Here is a 19,718-nt window from a genome sequence, read left to right as displayed (position 1 = left end):
AAAAACAAAACAACCTCATCGCCCCTAGCACCGAGAGCACCCCCAGCACGCAAGGACGCCGCCTGATGCGTCGTAGCCAGAAAAAACAACCAGGCACCTTTTACGGAACGGCTTGGTAGGCAGAGGCTGTGCCCTTGGCGCGGGCGTCTTCGTTGAAGCGCTTGATGGCTTCTGCGAATTTCTTTTGAATCAGAGCGCGCTCACCAGTGGTGAGTTTAAGATTCTGGGCCTCACCGATCAGCAACTGAACCTGGCCCTTGTTGAGCTCTTTGGTTTTCATATCCACGCCAAACACCAGCCCCTTCAATCGTCGTGGCTCCATGCTGGTGCTCAGAGTCTGGCGCAGAATCTTTTCCACCGACTCTCCATGATTGGCCAGAGCATTACGAGCTTCGGCCACCTTCACCCCGTCAGGGATAAAGGCCATACGGAAGGAACTTCCCATTTCATCATTTGCCATGAGGTTCTTTAAGATCTTTTTCTTTTCAGCCTCGGTCAGGGGCTTCGTGGCCACGGCCACACAATCATCCCCGGAGCAGACGGACTTGAGCTTTCCAGGATCCACCGAGTCCTTTAGAACTTCCTGGAAATACTTTTTCTGGGCGTCGAATCTTTTGGTGACCGCTTTTTCACCCTTGCGCACATTTTCCAAAGCACCATTTAAGTTCTTGGAATTTGCCAAAGCCTCGGCTGTTTCCTTCAAGTTGGCAGAACCCAAGCCAATCACGTCGGCCGACAGTCCACCATTTTGCGCCTTGTTCAGATGCGCAATTTCCCGCTTGCTGACGTGAATCCCCGGCGAAAACTCGTCCACGGACTTCACATACTTTTCCATCTTCTGAACTGTACTGGTGGAAAGCTCCGAAAGACCAAAACGGTTCTTCAAGCCAGCTTTGATCTGTTCAGTGTTCCCGCCCCCTTTACGGACGATATCATAGACATCCTGATGAAAGGTGTTGCCTTGAACCATCGAGGTCTTTGCAACTTCTGAACGCAACTGCGTGCGCTGAGTTTCCAGGGACTTCAAGCTTCCCTGCAAAGCCGTTTGAACAGTGCCATTTTTGAAACTCTGAAGATCGTTGGTGCTGGTTTGTCGCGAATAGCGAGCCGCTATATTGGCCTGATCCGCCGACACACCCGTTCCACCGCGGAACCAGGTTTCAGCCTTATCACCGGCTTTCAGGACGCCGGACTCGCGCAGCTTCGACGTGTATTCACTGTTGGCCTCGGCAAAGACTTTCTTCAGTTGAGAATCCAGATCCGCAGGCACCTTTCCTGAAAAGGCAAAACGCGACGACTTAAAATCGGAATACTTATCAATCACCAATCCGGGATTGGCGGCTTCAAGCTTTTCGATTTTTTTGAACAGAATCTCTTTATGATAGTTCGTAAGACCCGTGACAAGGTTCTTATCCTTCAACGTGTCGTTCAAAGTCTTCATCTGGCTGTTTTCAATGTCCAGGAACGTGATCTTAGAGTTCGTCCCCTTTTCTGCCAGGCTGATCCATTTTTCATTCTGAGCCACCGTTGTGGGTGAATAGCTCAGGTACTTCCCCGTCAGCTCGGCACGAGTGACCTTGCTTCCCGCAGCCGCGACAGTTGATGCCGCATGCACCTCGCGCTCGGCCTTGGTCAGACGGCTTGCCGCCACAGCCACGCGGGCCCCTTTTACAAAGTAGCCCGCCACCAAGGTCGGATCCACGACAGTTCCGATGGCATAACATTGCAATTCTTCCCGCGCGACGGCGTTGTAACAGGAGTAACGCTGATACTGCTCTTTGATCTTATCACCCACGACACTCATCAGGCTTTTCAGTTTTGAGGCCTGTTCTTTGGTGAGTTCCACCTCGTCACGAACTCTTTCTGAAATCGGGACGTAGGGTTTGGGGCGCATGCGGTCCAACGAGGCCTGATAGGCCTTCATGTCTTGAGCTTGAGTATATAAAAACACTGCTGGCATTTTCGCCAATTTTTCGTCAGTGAAGTCCCGGTAGCGGTGATCGTCTTTCACCAGATCTCGTTTGCAGGCAATGGACTTGTCACATTCCTTTAGGAAGGCGGCCCGTTCGCGTCGGTTCTTTTTAAATGTTTCCCAACTGTCCTCAACAAAGCCCGCCAACGAAACGGACATGTCCTTCAGGGAAACACCCAGATCAATCATCGCGTTTTTATAGCCACGCAAACAAGCCTGTGCCTGTTCTCGCCCCAGATCCATCTGCTCTTGGCACTGCGCCTGAAAGCTGCATTTGCGCATCAATGGCGCCCAGGTCGGATGCTGTTTGGCCAACTGCTCACAGTTCTGAGCCTTCATTTCAAGCTGGCAGTTCCATTCCTTTTGTTGGCGGAATTTTTTCTGCTGATCGTTGCATTCGCCCTTGATTGAACACTGGGAAAGCAGGACAAGATCCATCGAGGCCTGGACAGGCCCAAACAAAATCGTGACAAAGATAAACACTAAAACACGAGCAACCAAGACATATTCCTTTTACTTCTTTTCGGAATATGGCCTCTTGGTCAAAAGGCGATCAAAAAATTCTCATCTTGAGGCGGCAAGTTTTGTATCACCCGTTAAGGCTAAAACAATTTCTGAAAAATCCAGTAGGGACTTCGCATTTTCACTATTTGCAATTTATAGGTTTTGGCAAACCACTCCATGCTTTTTTCTGAGAAAAACACGACGTGTGTCGTATCCCGGCGATAATGCCAGTCATGGAAAGCGGCTTCTCCACGGTGGGCGGAAGTCATGACTCCCAAAAGGCCCCCGGGCTTCAGAAGACGCAACATTCGCTCGATTTCCTGTCTTGGAGCGTACAAATGCTCCCACACCTCGGTGCTGGTGACCAGGTGATAGGTGCGCCGAAGTTCATCCTGATTGGGATGATAATACAAATCATAATTGTGCGTTTTAAAACCACGCTCGGATAATAGACCGGACAAAACAGGCGAAGGACCACATCCGTAATCCAAAGAGGTCAACTGCGACGGACTGATGCCTGCGGCTTTAAAGTGTTCCTCTAATCCCTGCACCAGCGGCAAGAAGAAATCACGATGACCAGCATTGTTCGTGTTTTCATGCAGATCGTAGCGCTGTTTTTCTTCTTCGGGTCCCAGCCGTTCCGAGGGTTCCATAAAGATCAAATCACACTCTGCGCAATGGAAATAGCTGTGAACAGGCTTTTTATCCACTCTGAAAGGCGCAACATGAGGTGTGTGACACAATAAACAGTCCATAGCTAGTTGAACTTGTCTGCCCTTGCAGACAATGTCAAAATGAATCATGGCAAAAGTATTAATCTACAAGAAAAACCCTTGTCCTTACTGCGATCGCGCAATCAACTTCCTGACTGACAAAGGAATTGCCCACGATATCGTGGATTTGACGGACAAGCCTGAAGAAATTGACAGAATCAAAAACGAAACCGGCTGGAGAACCGTCCCCATCATCATGATCGATGGCAAACTGATCGGTGGCTATACTGATTTGAAAGCTTTGGACGAAGAAGGCAAATTGATGCCTCTGTTGAAGACGGAATAACGCGGCAGTTGGTGCTCACAATGCTTCTACTGACGAAGCTCCGTGCGTAAGCTCATTTCCACGGGGCCTTCGAAGAACTTCTGCACACCTTGGATCATTTCATCGGTTGTGCGTGCTTTGGCACAAACCCCCACCAGGAAATTTCCAAAAGGCAGCCACACGCTGGTGGTGCGCACATAGAAGCGCACTTTTCTCATCGCCAGATCTTCGCCAAAGTAATGACGACTGCGCTCGATCAACTTAATCAAAACACGCCCGTATTCAGCGCCTTCTTCTTCGGAAGTGCGCGGAGCTTTCTGCCCTTCTTTTCCGGCCGGGGCTGCAAAACCCAACTCTTCCCCCAACTGCCATAGCATCCAGGGGCGCGCCGCCAAACCACGGCCGGCCATCGCCATGTCGCAACCGGTTTCACGCAACATCAGAATCGCATCTTCCACGGTTTGCACATCGCCATTTCCAATGACCGGGAAATCCACGGCGCGATGAAGCTGTTTGATTTGTTCCCAGTCCGCACTGCCACGACGCTTTTGCGCGGCCGTGCGCGGATGCAGACACACCCAAGCCGCACCGGAATTTCGTAAGCCTGAAACAAACGTCAAAAGTTCGTCGAATTCTTTGGTGCTTCCCACCGCCCGCAACTTCACACTGACCGGTACTGTGGAGTTTTTGACGGTCATACGCACCACTTCGGCGGCGTAGGTCGGATCGCCCATCAACGCCACACCATAATTGTGCTTCAGAGCTTTTTGCACGGGGCAACCCATATTGATATCGATGGCTTCAGCACCCCACTCGATAAGGCGCTTAACACTTTCTGCGATGGGTCCTTCTTCATTGCCAAGAATTTGCGGCACCAGTCCGTTTTCATTCGGACTGCGCATGGTTTCAGGAGTTGTTTCAAGATTTTCGCCGGGGACGCGACGAGAGTTCAGCATTTCTGTGGGCCAGATTGTATAAGCGTCAGCAGGAAGATATTCCCGCATAACCTCACGCAAAGCCACGTGAGTCAGCCCCACCATCGGGGCCAGACACAACGGGAAGTTTACTTTTCCACCCAGAACAGGGCGATGCAGACCCAGCTTCATGGCCCCTTCAAGATTTCAAAATTACTTTACGGCCGCTTGGCCAAGAAAATCCGGAGCCCACTTTTTGACAGCCTCGTAGGAACCGAACAACAAACCAGAGAAGAACAAATCACCATAGATCTGATTATCAAAGAATGGCAATCCCGCCACCAGACATTGGAACAATCCCGCTGGAGTGGGCGCATACATGGTTCCCATCACCCAAACACCAAAGTTGGAGATCAGGAAGAACAACGAACTGGTCACCAATGAAAGGCCGGCAATTTTCGCCGCGCCCTTTTGATCACGCAAGTTCCAGCCCAAAATTACAACCATCGCGAAAGCCAGATACACAAAGACCATCGTGTTATGGAAACCCAGCACCAGATCACTTAGGAACAAAGCCGCCAAAGGAATCAACAAAGACTGCTTTTTGGATGGGAAGTAAGCCCCGCCAAACAACGCCATCGCACCAATCGCGGTGAAGTTCCAAGGGTGAGGAATCAATCGGCTGAAAGCCGCGCCAAGAACCATCAAGATCAAAGTCATTAATCGTGTATTCATGACGCGCAAGCTATCACCTATTCATACGATTGTCCACCAGTTCTTGAACCACCCCTGGCTCAGAAAGCGTTGTAATATCGCCTAGTTGATCAGGGTGATTTTCAGCAATCTTGCGCAAAATACGACGCATGATCTTGCCCGAACGGGTTTTTGGCAATCGTGGTGCCCACTGAATCAAATCCGGTGTGGCAATGGGACCGATCTCTTTACGAACCGTTTGCACCAGTTCTTTGCGCAGATCTTCGCTCGGAGTTTCCCCCGTGCGCAAAGTCACAAAGGCATAAATCCCCTGCCCTTTGATGTCGTGCGGGTACCCCACCACTGCGGCCTCGGCCACTTTCGGATGAGCCACCAGAGCCGACTCAATTTCAGCCGTCCCCAGTCGGTGCCCAGACACATTGATCACATCATCCACGCGGCCCGTGATCCAGTAATATCCATCCTCATCACGACGACAGCCGTCTCCCGTAAAATAGAAGCCGGGATAGTTCGAAAAATAAGTGTCCTCAAAACGCTTATGATCGCCGAAAACCGTGCGCATTTGTCCTGGCCAGGAATCCGCAATCGCCAAAACGCCCTCTCCCGGGCCTTGAATTTCCTGCCCCTCATTCGTCAAAAGCTTCGGCTGAACACCGAAGAAGGGCAAAGTCGCAGAACCTGGCTTTTGCGCTATGGCTCCAGGAAGTGGCGTGATCAGGATACCTCCGGTTTCTGTCTGCCACCAGGTATCCACCACCGGACAGCGCCCTTCCCCGACCACGTCATGATACCAGGCCCAGGCTTCGGGATTGATGGGTTCGCCGACCGAGCCCAACAAACGCAGCGTCTTGCGGGATGTGGATTTCACATGCGCATCCCCCTCACGCATCAAAGAACGAATTGCCGTCGGAGACGTATAGAAGATCGTCACCTTGTGTTTATCCACCACTTCCCAGAAACGGGACGGGGTTGGATAATTCGGCACGCCTTCAAAGAACAAGGTGGTGGCTCCGTTTGCCAGAGGTCCGTACACAATATAACTGTGACCGGTGACCCAGCCCACGTCCGCTGAACACCAATAGATGTCATCTTCGTGATAATCAAAAACATACTTGTGAGTCACACTGGCATAGACCAGATAACCACCCGTCGTGTGCAACACCCCTTTGGGCTTTCCGGTCGAACCGGAGGTGTAAAGAATAAACAGCGGATCTTCCGCATCCATCGCCTCTGGTTCACACTGATCACTGACGGACTGCACTTGCTCATGATACCAAAGATCACGACCCGGTTTCATTTCAACATCATTGCCAGCATATTTTACGACCAGGACACTTTTTACATCCGGTGTCTTCAAAAGAGCTTTATCAATATTTTCTTTCAGCGAAATCACCTTGCTGCCGCGATAACCGGCGTCCCCAGTGATTACAAACTGACAGTGTCCATCCAAAATACGATCCGAAATTGAGTCCGGAGAGAAACCGGCAAAGACCACAGAGTGAACCGCTCCGATCCGTGTGCACGCCAGCATTGCGATGGCTGTTTCAGGAATCATTGGCATGTAGATAGTGACAACATCGCCTTTTTTTACGCCCATCTTTTTTAGGACATTGGCGAAGCGGCAAACTTCACGATGCAGTTCCTTATAAGTGATCGAGCGGGCTTTGACCGAAGGATTGTCCGGCTCCCACAACAGGGCCACTTTATCCCCGCGCGTTGCCAGGTGGCGATCAATGCAGTTGGCCGACACATTCAGCTTTCCCCCCTGAAACCACTTGATGTGCACAGGCTTCTTAAAGCTGACATCTTTGACTTTGTCCCACTTTTTGATCCAGTCCAAGCTCTCTGCCTGCTCTGCCCAAAAGGCTTCGTTATTCTTGACTGAGCGTTCGTACATTTCCTTGTACTTTGACTCATCAATCCAGGCCTTCTTTGCCACCTCAGCGTTTACGGGATAAATCTCTTTGTGCATAGTCACCTCAGTATCTATTTATCGTAAAACAAATGAGAATCAGGTCAAACACTAACGCTGAGGATAGTTGGTAAAAGCACTTCCGCTTTGAACTCAGCCTGAATATACTAAGCACAACCAAGGAAATTTCAGACGGGAGCACACGTGGCTTTGCAGATTCAACATTTCTTCGATCCTGGAACATCGACCCTGACTTATGTGGCCTATGACACGACATCGAAAGACGCAGTCATCATCGATCCCGTGTGGGACTTCGATGCGGCCTCGGGGCAGCTTTCAACCAAGTCTTTGGAAGCAGTCATGAGTTTTCTCACAAACAAGGATCTTCGTCCCCACTATGTGCTTGAAACCCATGCTCACGCGGACCATATTTCCAGCTCACAGCTTTTTAAAAAGCACTTTCCCAACATCAAGGTGGCCGTCGGCAAGAGGATCACCGAAGTGCAGGGTATTTTCAGCAAAACATTCAACATGAAAGACCTGGACACCACGGGCAAAGATTTTGATCGACTGCTATCGGAAAATGAGGAGTTTTCTGCGGGCACCTTAAATATTAAATACTTCCAGACACCCGGGCACACTCCGGCCTGTGGCTGTTATCTGATTGCGGATGCCGTCTTCACGGGGGATGCGATCTTTATGCCTGATTCTGGAACGGGCCGCTGCGATTTCCCCGGGGGAAGCGCCGAAAGCCTCTATGATTCTGTCACCCAGAAGATCTACAAGCTTCCAGATGAGACTCGCATCTTCGTTGGCCATGACTACCAACCTCAGGGACGCGAACTTCAGTTTCAAACAACTGTCGGAGATCAAAAAAGAAAGAACATTCAACTGACGGCTGAAACGGCCCGCGAGCAGTTTCTTAAGTTCCGCAAAGAGCGCGATGCCACGCTGAGTGCTCCGAAGCTTTTACTTCCCAGCATTCAAGTCAATATCAGAGCGGGTCACCTGCCCGCCCCTGAATCCAACGGGCAACGATATTTAAAAATTCCTGTCAGCTGATGTGCTGACAGGAATTTCCTAAGCCGTTTTACATTTTCTGAATTTGATCGATCAGGATAAATGTACCCATTAAAAGAACGAAGACGCCGAATCCTTTTTTCAGTGCGGTTTCAGAAACCTTCTTAGAAAGTTTCATACCGATAAACAGGCCGACGACTGCAATTCCAGCAACACTTAACAACAGTGTCCAATCAATCACGGTCCCCTGCTGCAAATCGCCGATGAATCCCAACAGGGATTTTGCGGCAATAATAAACAGGGAACTTCCCACGGCCAGCTTCATTGGCAGACCGACCAGCAGAACCAAGGCCGGAATGATCAAGAACCCCCCGCCAGCTCCGACGAATCCAGTCACACCACCAACCAACAAACCTTCCAAAGCGATCAGGCTAATTCTTGCCTTCAAGCTCATGTCAGATGCCGTCTTAGGCTTGCCCTTGGATCGAATCATGGAAACCGACGCAGCCACCATCAGCACGGCAAAGATCGCCATGATCAAAAGCGCCTTTGAAATTGTATGCTCTCCAATCGAAAACACCGGATCAGGCAGATTGGGCATAACAAAGGCCCGGGTCAGGTACACACCGACGAAGCTTGGCACAGCAAAGATCATCGCGGTTTTGAGATCCACCTCGCCGCGCTTCAAGTAGAAGGCGCCGCCCACCAAGGCCGTCAAGCCCACGATGAAAAGTGAATAGGCCGTTGAAAGGACCGGATCCACGCCAAACAGATAAACCAGAATCGGCACCGTCAGAATAGAGCCGCCGCCGCCAATCATGCCCAGACTCAACCCCATAAAGATAGACGCTATGTAGCCGAGGATTTCCATAACCAACCTCACTTCTGAAGCTTAAGCTTCTTATCAACCAGACGGAACAGATACATCCCGACCAGCATGCTGATGACAAAATAGAAAACACGCGGTTCAAAACTTGCCAGTGATGTCACCGCTGGTCCCGGACAGAATCCCGCCAGGCCCCAACCCGCACCAAACAAAACAGCTCCCACCATCAACGCCGGTGTTAGTTCCGTTTTCGTCGGCACGTGCCATTTCGTATCCAACAAAGGAGTCGGTCTTCGGCGAATCAGACGGTACGTCACAAAGTGCACGGCGATAGCCCCCGCCATGACAAACACCAAAGAAGGGTCCCAGTTACCAAACAGATCCAGGAAGCCCACAACCTTTTGAGGCTGAGTCATCCCCGAAACACCAAGACCAATTGCAAACACAAAACCTACAACCAAAGCTGCCAACGCATTTTTCATGACAACACCCCCAAAGCTCTAAACAATGCCACTGCACCCATACCCGCCGCGATGAAAGCCAGCGTAGCCACCAAAGATCTTGGTGACAGACGACTGATTCCACACACACCGTGTCCGCTGGTGCAACCGCTGCCCATGACTGTTCCAAATCCGACTAACAAACCTGCAGCAACCACCGTCCAATCGGCCGTGGCCAGCTGCCCGGAAAAGACCTCTGGATGAGATACTTTCATCGCCAATCCACCCAGGAAAAGTCCTCCGACAAACATCACCCGCCATAAAGTGTCTCCCTTCAAGGGCGACAAGATCCCGTTGATGATGCCACTGATGCCCGTCACACGGCCATTCCAGTAAAGCATCAAGGAAACAGCCATCCCGATGATGCCTCCTCCAATAAGTGCGTTTATCCATTCTTGCTGCATATTTACTCTCCTTTATTTCTTTCAACTAAAAACTTTTTTTCATTCCAACGAATCATCCCACCGGTCATGTTCACTGTAAACCGATAGCCTAACTTTTGACTTTCAGCGGTTGCCTGCCCCGAGCGTCCGCCACTGCGACAGATGAAGACGATTTCTTCACTGCGATCCCCTTTTTCAAGGAATGCCGTCAGTTCAGGCCCCAGCGTCACCAGCTCCGCTCCGGCAATGTGACCATACTCCCCATTAAATTCATCGGGGCGTCGCACGTCGATCAAACGAACGTTGCCAGCCACCGCCGCTGGTAATTTGTTATGAACATCATCCACACTGACCTCTGGAATTCCATCTACCGTTTGTGGATGAAAGACCCTGTGATCCCGTGGAACCCCGCAAGCCAAATTGGCTGGCACCGCTTCATGGATCTTGCGAGGATTGGCCAGCTTCAGATCTGACATGATCTGCTGAAACTGCTCTTTGCTAATCCGCTCATTCAGGCGCGGGTTGTGCATCTTCTCGGTGCCAATCGTGGAAGAGGTCATTCCTCGATAGTCATGCCCGGGATAGACGATGGTTTCTGCCGGAAGCTGGTACAGCTTACCCGTCACACTGTCATACAATCTTTCAGAAGATCCTTGTTGGAAGTCCGTACGGCCACAGCCCCGGATCAACAGGGCATCTCCTGTAAAGGCCCGACCTTCAAATACGTAAGTCATACAGGTGTTGGTGTGACCTGGAGTTGCCAGTACGTGGATCTTTTTATCCCCCAACAGTAGCTCTTGTCCGTCTTCCAGCGGGATGTCCACGCAATCAACCTGGGCATCTTTGCTGACCGCCGTTTGCACACCGGTCCGACGGCGAATTTCACCCGCCCCCGTGATGTGATCCGCGTGAATGTGGGTGTCGAGCACATACATCAGACGAAGCCCCAGCTCTTCAATCAGCTTCAGATCACGATCGACAGTTTCCAGAACCGGGTCAATCAAAGCGGCTTCTTTGCTTTTTGGATCCGCAATCAGATACGTGTATGTGGAAGATTCGGCATCGAAAAGCTGATGAAAGATGATGTCGTTTTTCATGGCTTCTCCTTTATTTAAGTATTGTTCAACGATGGCCTCAACGCCATTTCCGGCCAGAGGCTTCTTCAATTGGGCCCATCTTTCGCACCGGGACAGCAGAACACAGTTCTCTGTTTCTCCACAGCGGCGTCCCAGTTCCTCCAGAAGATGTTCTGGAGCCACCAGCACCGCCAGTCGATTTCCCAGGGATCCCACTTCTTCTTCCAGGTGGGTCAGGGGCACCCATTGGGCTCCAGGAATATGTCCCTGCAGGAAAACTGCACGATCTCGAAGATCCAGAATCTTCAACAAGTGCGGCTCGGTCGCCCAGATGTTGTAAACTTGCTCACAGCTTATTTGGTTTAATGACTTCGTTTCCATGGGCTCATAATGGCATACCGATGTGTTCTGGAATGATGTCCTAGGACATAATGAACCTTAAAAAAATCAGCCCCCGTCCCAGATCGAGATCCAGTCCAGGAATCCAGCAAATGACACACAACAATTATGTCCTAGGACATCACGACACGGGGCCGCTTCGGGATATAGTCGTTTTATAAAGATTCCGATCCTGAAAGGAGATACTCACATGAAACCAGCAGTAAAAGAATTCTTCGATAGCGCCACATGGACACTGACTTATGTTGTCTACGACACCGCATCTAAGGATGCTGTGATCATTGACCCTGTGTGGGACTATGATCCCGCAGCTTCGAAGATGAGCACCGCCTCGGCAGATGCTGTTTTGGAGTTTGTGAAAACCAACAATCTGAAGGTTCACTATATTCTGGAGACACACGCGCACGCCGACCACGTGTCAGGATCCCAGGTCCTGAAAAAACACATCCCCGGAGCGAAAGTGGGAATTGGCGCCAAAATCACAGATGTTCAGAAAGTCTTTAAAAATGTTTTTAATCTGGACAAAGATTTTCCAACGGATGGCAGTCAATTTGACCTGCTTCTTGAGGAAGGTAAAGCCCTGAACGCGGGGACTTTGAAAATTGAAACACTTTACACCCCCGGCCACACTCCGGCTTGTGCAAGCTATGTCATCGACGACAATGTCTTTACCGGAGATGCGCTTTTTATGCCTGACTATGGCACCGGTCGCTGTGACTTCCCCGCAGGAAGCGCCGACGCTCTTTACAACTCCGTCCACGAGAAGCTTTACACGCTGCCAGATCACTACAAAGTTTTCGTCGGACACGACTACCTTCCCAACGGCCGTGAACTTCAGTTCCAAAGCACCATCGGAGAAGAAAAGGAAAAGAACGTACAACTGGGCATGAAAACGACTCGTGAACAATTCGTTGAGTTTCGCAACAATCGCGACAAGAAACTGGCGGCCCCCCGCTTGCTTCTGCCCAGCGTTCAAGTGAATATCGATGCGGGCCATCTGCCTAAACCCGAAGACAACGGAACCCGCTACTTAAAAGTTCCTTTGAAGGAGTAACCATATGAAATCTTTTTTGGGCCTGCTCAGTTTGATTATCGGCACGAATACGGGAGCCGCTTCGGCTTCCCCAACAACGACAGTGGATCGAAGCAATGTTGTCATCATTGATGTCCGCACACCTCAGGAATACAACCAGGGACATGTCGATAAGTCTTTAAATATTGATTTTCTGAACGCGGATTTTAAAACGCAGATTGCAAAGCTTGATAAGAACAAACTTTATGGCCTGTACTGTCGCAGTGGAAACCGCTCTGGCCAGGCTTTGAAAGTGATGAAGCAGATGGGCTTCACCCAGGTGGAGAACCTGGGCAGTTTGGAACAGGCACGTCGTGCACTTACTTCGGGATGGCCTCGTTAAGCAGGTCATCCTTTTTCAGCAGAACAATCTCGCGCCCTTTTTGTTCGATCAAGCCTTCATCAGCAAAACGTGCCAGGGTGCGAATCACCGTCGGGGTCGTTGTCCCACAGAAATCGGCGATTTCCTGACGAGTCCATGAATAATCTGGATGCAGCTCTTTCAAGTACACCAAAGCCTCGGCAATGCGAGCCGGGGCGTCTTTTTCACTAAGAACCAACTGCTTGGCTTCAGCCTGACGCAGCTCCTTGGACAAGGTTTCCAGCAGCTTTTCCGCCAGATCACAGTTCCCCTTCATCAAAGTGCGCATTTCACTTTTGCTCATAAAACGAATTTTAGACTCATCAATAACGGTGGCTGTGGCGTGATACGGTTCATTGGCAAAAAGGCTGCGATGGCCAAAAATCTGTCCTGCCCGGAACAGACGGACCAGATGATCCTTGCCGGATTCACCCCACAAACCCAAACCCACCAGTCCAGATTCGACAAAGTAAAGATTCTGAGGGGTCTCCCCGGAGCGGTAGATCACATCCCCGCGGTGATAGGTCTTCCAGGCAGCCTGAGCAAAAAGATCTTTGAATTCCATGCCTGACAGCATAACACGGGCCCCGACCCCAAAAACAAACAAAAAAGGCCGGGTTTCTGACCCGGCCTTCTTCGTTTTTGACTATCTAAGTCTTAGTTGACGTCTTTGTAGTCAGCGTCGATCACATCGTCGCCGCCTTTGTTCGCAGAAGAGTCCCCTTCGGCTTGATCAGCCTGCTGTCCTTCAGCACCTGGTTGCGCGCCCTGCTTCTTATACAGATCAGAAGTCAGTTTGTGTGTCAGGTTCTGAAGTCTTTCGAAGGCCCCTTTCAACTCATCACCAGAAGCGGCTTTGTTTTCAAGGATCTTCTTGGCATCAGCCAGAGCTTCATTCGCAGATTTGACCTCAGCTTCAGGCAACTGAGAGCCGGAATCTTTGATCAATTTTTCAGTCTGGTAAACCAAGTTGTCCAGATTGTTTCTTTGCGTTGCCGCTTCTGCTTTACGTTTATCTTCTTCCGCATGGCCTTCAGCGTCCGCGACCGCACGTTTGATCTCGTCCTCAGACAAACCGGACTGAGCCGTGATCTTGATCTGCTGGGACTTGCCAGAAGACATGTCTTTCGCAGAGACGTGCAAGATACCGTTGGCGTCGATATCGAAGGTCACCTCAACCTGAGGCACACCACGTGGAGCTGGTGGAATACCTACCAACTCGAAGCGACCCAAAGTTTTGTTGTCGCTAGCCATCTTACGCTCACCTTGAAGAACGTGGATATCAACTGCTGGTTGATTGTCGGCTGCTGTCGAGAACACCTGGGATTTCTTGGAAGGAATCGCCGTGTTTCTTTCGATCAGAGTCGTCATCACGCCACCCAAAGTCTCGATACCAAGGCTTAGTGGAGTCACGTCCAACAGAAGAACGTCTTTCACGTCACCGGCAAGAACGCCCCCTTGAACCGCAGCACCTACGGCCACAACCTCATCCGGATTCACAGAACGGTTCGGCTCTTTACCGAAGAATTCTTTAACCGCTTTCTGGATCGCCGGAATACGAGTGGAACCACCGACCAAGACAACTTCGTCGATTTCAGAAGCCTTCAGACCAGAGTCTGCCAAAGCCTTCTTACAAGGCTCCATGGAGCGTCTTACAAGGTCTTCTGTCATCTGATCAAACTTCGCGCGAGACAGTTTTGTCTGCAAGTGTTTAGGACCAGACTGATCAGCTGTGATGAACGGAAGATTGATCTCTGTTTCCTGAGCGGAAGAAAGTTCGATCTTCGCTTTCTCGGCAGCTTCTTTCAGACGTTGCAAGGCCATTTTGTCATTTTTAAGATCGATGCCCTGGTCTTTTTTGAACTCAGAGATCAACCATTCCAGGATCACTGTATCGAAGTTGTCACCACCCAGGTGAGTGTCACCGTTGGTTGCGCGAACTTCAACAACACCGTCCCCAACCTCAAGGATGGACACGTCGAACGTACCACCACCGAAGTCGTAGATAACGATTTTTTCGTCTTTTTTCTTATCCAAACCGTACGCCAATGCCGCCGCTGTCGGCTCATTGATGATACGTTTGATTTCCAGACCTGCGATACGACCGGCATCTTTTGTCGCCTGTCTTTGCGCATCGTTGAAATAAGCAGGAACGGTTACAACCGCTTCTGTTACCGGCTCACCCAAATAGTCTTCAGCGACTTTTTTAAGTTTAGCCAAAACTGCCGCACCAATTTCTTCCGGAGAAACATTTTTACCCTGAACCTTGAACGCGCAGTCGTTGCCTTTAGCAACCACAGTGTAAGGAACAAGTTTGATTTCTTCCTGAACCTCTTCAAATCTGCGGCCGATGAAACGTTTCGCAGAATAGATCGTGTTCTCTGGATTCGTCACAGCCTGACGTTTAGCGATTTGACCCACCAAACGGTCACCATCTTTGGTGTATGCGACGACGGAAGGAGTGGTACGAGCGCCCTCTTCATTCACGAGAACTTTGGGCTCACCGCCCTCCATGATCGCGACGCATGAGTTCGTCGTTCCTAAGTCGATACCAATAATTTTACCCATACCTTATCTCCTTAAAACAGCTGCTTGAGGACTTGCCCAACCAGCTAAAAATACTATCCAATTCAGTCATTTCTAATGTGGGTCCGGCTTTGAATTCGTCAAGGCGAGGGGCTCACTTTTTTATGACAATTATTTAATGAATAATTTCAATATCTTACAGGGTTTTAACTCGCTAAAAGAGTTGCTTCTGGGCATGATGTGACCTCGCTCCTCTCTTAAAACAAAACAAAAACAAAGCCCCTCTAGGCCCTGGCGTAACCCTTCTGCGCCGGGGCCGCAATTTTTGCGGGACCTTATTTCTTCTTGCTGAAGAAGCCACCTTCAGAGGTCACATTCAGACCTCTTGCCTTTGCAATTTCTCGCAAAAGTTTCTCTTCGTCTTTATGTAATTTCTCTGGGAACTGCACTTCCACATGGAAGTAGATATCCCCACGGCGATTGCCGCGTAAAGAAGGCAAACCCTCACCCACCAGCTTCACATTGTCGCCATTGTGAGTGCCCTTTGGCACCTCGAGCTTGGCTTTACCCGTGACTGTCGGAACTTCGATCTCGGCCCCGAGGAGCATTTGCACATAAGGCACGGAAAGCTCTGCCACCAGGTCATCCCCGCGGCGCTCAAAGTGATTGTGTGGTTTCACGCGAATTTCAACATACAGATCCCCTGGAGGACCCCCCATGTACCCGCCTTCACCTTCGGTCGCCACACGCAGACGCGTGCCGGTGTCCACCCCTGCCGGGATGTTCAGGCGGATTTTACGGTGTTCAGCCACACGGCCTTTGCCTTTACAAGGTTTGCACGGATTTTTGATCACAGTCCCCTGCCCATGGCAGGTCGGGCACGTGGACGCCATGGCGAAGAAGCCCTGCTGACGCACCACCTGGCCAGAGCCACCGCAGGTGCCGCAAGTGCTGACTTGAGAGCCTTTTTCAGCTCCTGTCCCTTTACACTCTTCACAGTTCTTATCTGTGTCGAATTCGATTTCTTTTTCAAGACCCGTGATGACGTCTTTGAGTGTGATCTCTGCCACATAACGCAGATCCGATCCACGACGAGGCTCATTGCGATTGCGACGCTGTCTTTGCTGACCGCCCATGCCGCCACCGAAGAAGTCGCCAAAGATATCGCCGAAGTGAGAGAAGATATCTTCGACATCCGTGAAGCCTCCGGCACCGCCGCCGCCACCGCGCGTGAACGCATCGTGGCCGAAGCGGTCGTACTGCGCACGTTTTTGAGTGTCGCTCAAAACTTCGTAAGCTCCGGCAGCTTCCTTGAATTTTTCTTCGGCCTCTTTGTTGCCGGGATTTTTATCCGGATGGAACTGCATCGCCAGCTTGCGATAAGCTTTTTTGATGGTGTCCTGATCGGCGCCTTTTTCGACGCCCAGAATTTCGTAGTAATCTCTTTTGCCAGCCATAGTGTATGGAACCTAACGTTGTGCGCTATTTTTTGTGTCGAATATGACAAAATAGGGTGCCAAAACCGCTGCCGTCAAGGTCTCCTCGTAAATTCCTTATGCAATACGGCCACAGTGGTTTTCTTCCGGCGCGCGGGGCGTCGTCCAATCTTAGCCCGTCGTTTTCAGGCCCAGCTTTCTAAGTTTAGCTTTAACTGCGGAAAGTTTAACCATCGCCAACCCGCCAAACGCACAGAAAATCGCCATCGACGGCAACCAGGCGTCCCAGCCATACCAGTCGATCATACTGCCGACAAAGGGCATAGCGATCGCGGCTCCATAGTACTGGAAGGAGTCAATCACACCCGCGGCAAAGCCCGCCATTTTCTTACCACCAATATCCATTGGGGCCGCTGAACCGATGATCGAGTGAGTGGCATTCACCGGAAGTGCGATCATGAGCAGAATAAAGCCACTGAGCACAAGTGATCCGGAGAACCAGTGCATCAGGAAAGCCCCCACAACCATCACCCCTGCTGCCGAGAAGTACAACTTTGAGGCCACCGGCCCACGATGCCCGGAAAACATTTTATCTGAAATCCAGCCTGCGCCGAACGACCCCAGAACCCCCACAAAAGGCATCAACGTGAAGATCCACTTTAAGGTGCCGTCGCCTTTTGCATCCACAGACAGTTTTTCCACAAAGAACAAGGTCGCCAACTGATCCATACTGTGGCGCGCGGCCCCCGTACAGGCATAGGCCATGGCATAAAACCAGATCAAGGGATGATTGAAGATGGTCATGAAGCTTTCTTTCAGAGGAACGCGGACCCCGTTGGTGTCATCCACTTCATCGACGATGACTTCGGGGGCGTAACCCGCAAGTTCCGGCGATTCCTTTACCAAAAGGGCTGTGAGGATCATCATGACCCCCACGACAAGAGGTGGGACGCGGAACAACCACTGCCACTGATGTTCAGCAACGATGAAAGCCCCAATGGCAAACCCTGCCAACAAAAAGGGCGACAAATGGGCCGACACAACCTGCCCCAGCTGCACCATAAAACCAAACACACCGGCGAAGACTCCACGCTCAGAGCGTTTGAACCAGGCGGCGTTGATTTTAATCATTCCGGGGGCACCCCAGGACTGAAAGTAACCATTTAACAACAGGATGCTACTGAATGTTGAAAATGAGGAAATGATCGGACTGAAGCCGCAAATCAAGTTGACGATAACGGTACCAACGCCCCCAATCAGCATGGCGTTCTTCCCACCGATGCGATCGGTGAACAAACCGTTAATGAGCTGCCCCGTCCCGTAGGCGAAACTAAAGGCGGCCCACAAGGCAGAGATGTCGGACTTCGTGAACTGGAACTCTTCCACCAAAAAAGGGGTCGCTGCCCTGAAATTGTAGCGGGCAATATAATAAGCACTGTACATCAATCCCAAAGTTAACCAATTCAGCGTTCTTCTTTTACGAAAGCCTTTGGGGTACGGGTGCTGCATTGAAAATCCTTTGGTAATAGGAACGGGGTTAACCCAAAGGACAATGCCAGAACTACGGGCAAAGACATATGACGGGAATCATGCTTTTGCCACGATGTTTTACTGATTTTTCTTCAAACTTTGGATTTTATCCTGAAGGCGCTTGATAAGCACAGGATCCTGCTTGGTCTGGATCATGTCCTGAAGTACGGACTCTGCAAGTTCTAAATTTCCAGCATCGGAATACAATCGACCGGCGAGTGTGAATACCCAAGGAGGAGCGCCATTTTTTCCCGCTTGAATAAGCAGTTCGGCAGCTCGTTTGTTGTCCTTTACTTCATACATGTAGTGATAGGCAGCCCGATACGAAATCGGCCAGTCGTTAGGAAAAGCCCTCACCCCTTTATCAAATATCGCAGTAGCACCATCTATATCCGTAATAATGATGGTCAAAGCCAGAGCGCCCGCGGCATAGGGCATTCTAAATTTAGGGGATAGATCCGTAATAGCATCCAGCATCTTAAAGAGCCAAGAGTTGTTTTTACAAACTCTTTCCGCGATCTCCTGATCGCAGTAGTCGAAATCTTGCAACGTCCGGATCCACATAATATCAGCAATGGCTTCACTATATCCGAAGTCCATTCGATCAATCATTGGCGGAGGAGGGATTAACTGGCGAGGAGTGGCACTAACATCAAGATAGCTTTTGCTTGTAAATGCTATAGCCAACAAAGACAAAACCCCAAGAATGTAACTTGGGGTTTTAGATAAAAAAACTGAAAAAAAAGATCTAGTTGATACCATTGATTGTATTACGAAGAGCTTTTGAATGATCAATCGCCCATGCATCATAGGTAGTTTGAATAATACCACCAGCACCAGCTTGGAATGTCGCTTTAGCTGTAACACAGTTGGCTGGAGCACCGGATGCTGACGCCGGACAATAGCTGTTCTGGATAGCTTGAGGCACACCCGCACCGGCAGCAGCCCCATTTAACAGTGTACATCCACGAGTATAAGTTCCCGCTGTTGTTCCACAGTACCCACGAGCATCGAAAGATGCTACAGACGGAGCCGTTTGATAGCCATCTCCAACCCCTGCGATTGTGCCTGCCGCAGAGAAACCTACGTTATAACGAAGAGCACCTTCTGGTGTAAATCCAACAGCAGCAAAACGGCTGTCATAAGTATTATACTCCGTAAAGAACGCTTTCTCAGCCGTATACAAAGAAGATAAGTTCGTCTTCGCCTCAGACTGACGGGCTTTCGCCATATATTTGTTAATTGAAGGGATGGCGATGGACGCCAAGATACCAATGATCGCCACAACGACCATCAACTCAACAAGCGAGAAACCGCTTTGAGATTTTCTCTTAGATGAAAACATTTAAAGACCTCCATGGTTCTTTTTTAAACTGTTTACCCACATAAGTGTGTCAAATGTGATCTTGTATTGCAAGGTCCTGTATCGAATATGACTGCATAATTTGTTTCATGTTTATTTCGTAAGGGACCGATGATTTTCCCTCTGAGCAGGACCTATAACCAGCTTTTATGGCCCCGCTAGACTTGCCAAT

At 50.2% G+C, this 19,718-nt stretch carries 19 protein-coding genes; 4 read left to right on the top strand and 15 right to left on the bottom strand.

The features are described 5' to 3' along the window. Positions 1-100: 100 nt before the first annotated feature. Both ACZ5ZZ_RS05550 and ACZ5ZZ_RS05545 read right to left on the bottom strand, forming a co-directional pair. A complete protein-coding gene (locus tag ACZ5ZZ_RS05550) occupies positions 101-2,473 on the bottom strand; it encodes a hypothetical protein (RefSeq protein ID WP_464141630.1) in 2,373 nt (790 codons plus the stop codon). Between the two features lie 101 nt (positions 2,474-2,574). Beyond that, positions 2,575-3,129, bottom strand: a complete 555-nt coding sequence (locus ACZ5ZZ_RS05545) for a class I SAM-dependent methyltransferase (protein WP_464117649.1) — start codon at positions 3,127-3,129, stop codon at positions 2,575-2,577. Between the two features lie 148 nt (positions 3,130-3,277). On the opposite strand from ACZ5ZZ_RS05545, the gene ACZ5ZZ_RS05540 reads away from it, so the two are divergent. Next, positions 3,278-3,535 carry a glutaredoxin gene (locus ACZ5ZZ_RS05540; protein WP_464117651.1) on the top strand — a complete coding sequence of 86 codons (258 nt, stop codon included), beginning with the start codon at positions 3,278-3,280 and terminating at the stop codon, positions 3,533-3,535. Between the two features lie 26 nt (positions 3,536-3,561). On the opposite strand, the gene ACZ5ZZ_RS05535 is transcribed toward ACZ5ZZ_RS05540, so the two are convergent. Genes ACZ5ZZ_RS05535 through acs form a run of 3 tightly spaced genes read right to left on the bottom strand, consistent with a single transcriptional unit; the run spans position 3,562 to position 7,114 of the window. Next, the gene (locus ACZ5ZZ_RS05535; protein ID WP_464117653.1) at positions 3,562-4,620 is read right to left on the bottom strand and encodes a tRNA dihydrouridine synthase; all 1,059 of its coding nucleotides are present in this window, start codon (positions 4,618-4,620) and stop codon (positions 3,562-3,564) included. Between the two features lie 21 nt (positions 4,621-4,641). Beyond that, on the bottom strand, positions 4,642-5,163 hold the full coding sequence (locus ACZ5ZZ_RS05530) for a DUF6580 family putative transport protein (protein ID WP_464141629.1): 522 nt from the start codon (positions 5,161-5,163) through the stop codon (positions 4,642-4,644). Positions 5,164-5,176: 13 nt separating this feature from the next. Further along, positions 5,177-7,114, bottom strand: coding sequence for an acetate--CoA ligase (acs, locus tag ACZ5ZZ_RS05525; protein WP_464134190.1), 1,938 nt, complete (start codon positions 7,112-7,114; stop codon positions 5,177-5,179). A 144-nt stretch (positions 7,115-7,258) separates the two neighbouring features. Here acs and ACZ5ZZ_RS05520 point away from each other — a divergent pair, with 144 nt between their 5' ends. Beyond that, positions 7,259-8,116 carry an MBL fold metallo-hydrolase gene (locus ACZ5ZZ_RS05520; protein ID WP_464141627.1) on the top strand — a complete coding sequence of 286 codons (858 nt, stop codon included), beginning with the start codon at positions 7,259-7,261 and terminating at the stop codon, positions 8,114-8,116. A gap of 28 nt (positions 8,117-8,144) precedes the next feature. On the opposite strand, the gene ACZ5ZZ_RS05515 is transcribed toward ACZ5ZZ_RS05520, so the two are convergent. The 4 genes from ACZ5ZZ_RS05515 to ACZ5ZZ_RS05500 are packed head-to-tail and all read right to left on the bottom strand — an operon-like array spanning position 8,145 to position 11,240. Next, positions 8,145-8,945 carry a sulfite exporter TauE/SafE family protein gene (locus ACZ5ZZ_RS05515; protein ID WP_464141626.1) on the bottom strand — a complete coding sequence of 267 codons (801 nt, stop codon included), beginning with the start codon at positions 8,943-8,945 and terminating at the stop codon, positions 8,145-8,147. Positions 8,946-8,953: 8 nt separating this feature from the next. After that, complete coding sequence (locus ACZ5ZZ_RS05510) at positions 8,954-9,382, bottom strand: DUF6691 family protein (protein WP_464141625.1); 429 nt, start codon at positions 9,380-9,382, stop codon at positions 8,954-8,956. Next, a complete protein-coding gene (locus ACZ5ZZ_RS05505; protein WP_464134181.1) occupies positions 9,379-9,804 on the bottom strand; it encodes a YeeE/YedE family protein in 426 nt (141 codons plus the stop codon). Before ACZ5ZZ_RS05505 ends, ACZ5ZZ_RS05510 begins: the two co-directional genes overlap by 4 nt. 2 nt (positions 9,805-9,806) lie before the next feature. Then, a complete protein-coding gene (locus tag ACZ5ZZ_RS05500; protein ID WP_464134180.1) occupies positions 9,807-11,240 on the bottom strand; it encodes an MBL fold metallo-hydrolase in 1,434 nt (477 codons plus the stop codon). Between the two features lie 208 nt (positions 11,241-11,448). On the opposite strand from ACZ5ZZ_RS05500, the gene ACZ5ZZ_RS05495 reads away from it, so the two are divergent. Next, positions 11,449-12,312, top strand: a complete 864-nt coding sequence (locus ACZ5ZZ_RS05495; protein WP_464141623.1) for an MBL fold metallo-hydrolase — start codon at positions 11,449-11,451, stop codon at positions 12,310-12,312. 4 nt (positions 12,313-12,316) lie between these two features. Beyond that, positions 12,317-12,673, top strand: a complete 357-nt coding sequence (locus ACZ5ZZ_RS05490) for a rhodanese-like domain-containing protein (protein WP_464134175.1) — start codon at positions 12,317-12,319, stop codon at positions 12,671-12,673. Here the strand turns inward: ACZ5ZZ_RS05490 and ACZ5ZZ_RS05485 are convergent. From ACZ5ZZ_RS05485 to ACZ5ZZ_RS05460, 6 genes are all read right to left on the bottom strand, one after another. Beyond that, a complete protein-coding gene (locus tag ACZ5ZZ_RS05485; RefSeq protein WP_464134173.1) occupies positions 12,651-13,256 on the bottom strand; it encodes a Crp/Fnr family transcriptional regulator in 606 nt (201 codons plus the stop codon). The two genes, ACZ5ZZ_RS05490 and ACZ5ZZ_RS05485, sit on opposite strands and share 23 nt — an antisense overlap. Before the next feature lie 92 nt (positions 13,257-13,348). Then, positions 13,349-15,259, bottom strand: coding sequence for a molecular chaperone DnaK (dnaK, locus tag ACZ5ZZ_RS05480; protein WP_464134171.1), 1,911 nt, complete (start codon positions 15,257-15,259; stop codon positions 13,349-13,351). Positions 15,260-15,552: 293 nt separating this feature from the next. Further along, a complete protein-coding gene (gene dnaJ / locus ACZ5ZZ_RS05475; protein WP_464134169.1) occupies positions 15,553-16,674 on the bottom strand; it encodes a molecular chaperone DnaJ in 1,122 nt (373 codons plus the stop codon). A 150-nt stretch (positions 16,675-16,824) separates the two neighbouring features. Continuing rightward, entirely contained in the window at positions 16,825-18,162 is a 1,338-nt protein-coding gene (locus tag ACZ5ZZ_RS05470; RefSeq protein ID WP_464117673.1) for an MFS transporter, read from the bottom strand. A 99-nt stretch (positions 18,163-18,261) separates the two neighbouring features. Next, positions 18,262-18,873 carry a hypothetical protein gene (locus ACZ5ZZ_RS05465; protein WP_464141621.1) on the bottom strand — a complete coding sequence of 204 codons (612 nt, stop codon included), beginning with the start codon at positions 18,871-18,873 and terminating at the stop codon, positions 18,262-18,264. A 58-nt stretch (positions 18,874-18,931) separates the two neighbouring features. Next, on the bottom strand, positions 18,932-19,528 hold the full coding sequence (locus ACZ5ZZ_RS05460; RefSeq protein ID WP_464141619.1) for a type IV pilin protein: 597 nt from the start codon (positions 19,526-19,528) through the stop codon (positions 18,932-18,934). Positions 19,529-19,718: the final 190 nt, after the last annotated feature.

This window comes from Bdellovibrio sp. HM001 (assembly GCF_055397275.1).
Note: the sequence above shows the minus strand (reverse complement) of the source record. Positions and strands in the feature narration are given on the sequence as shown.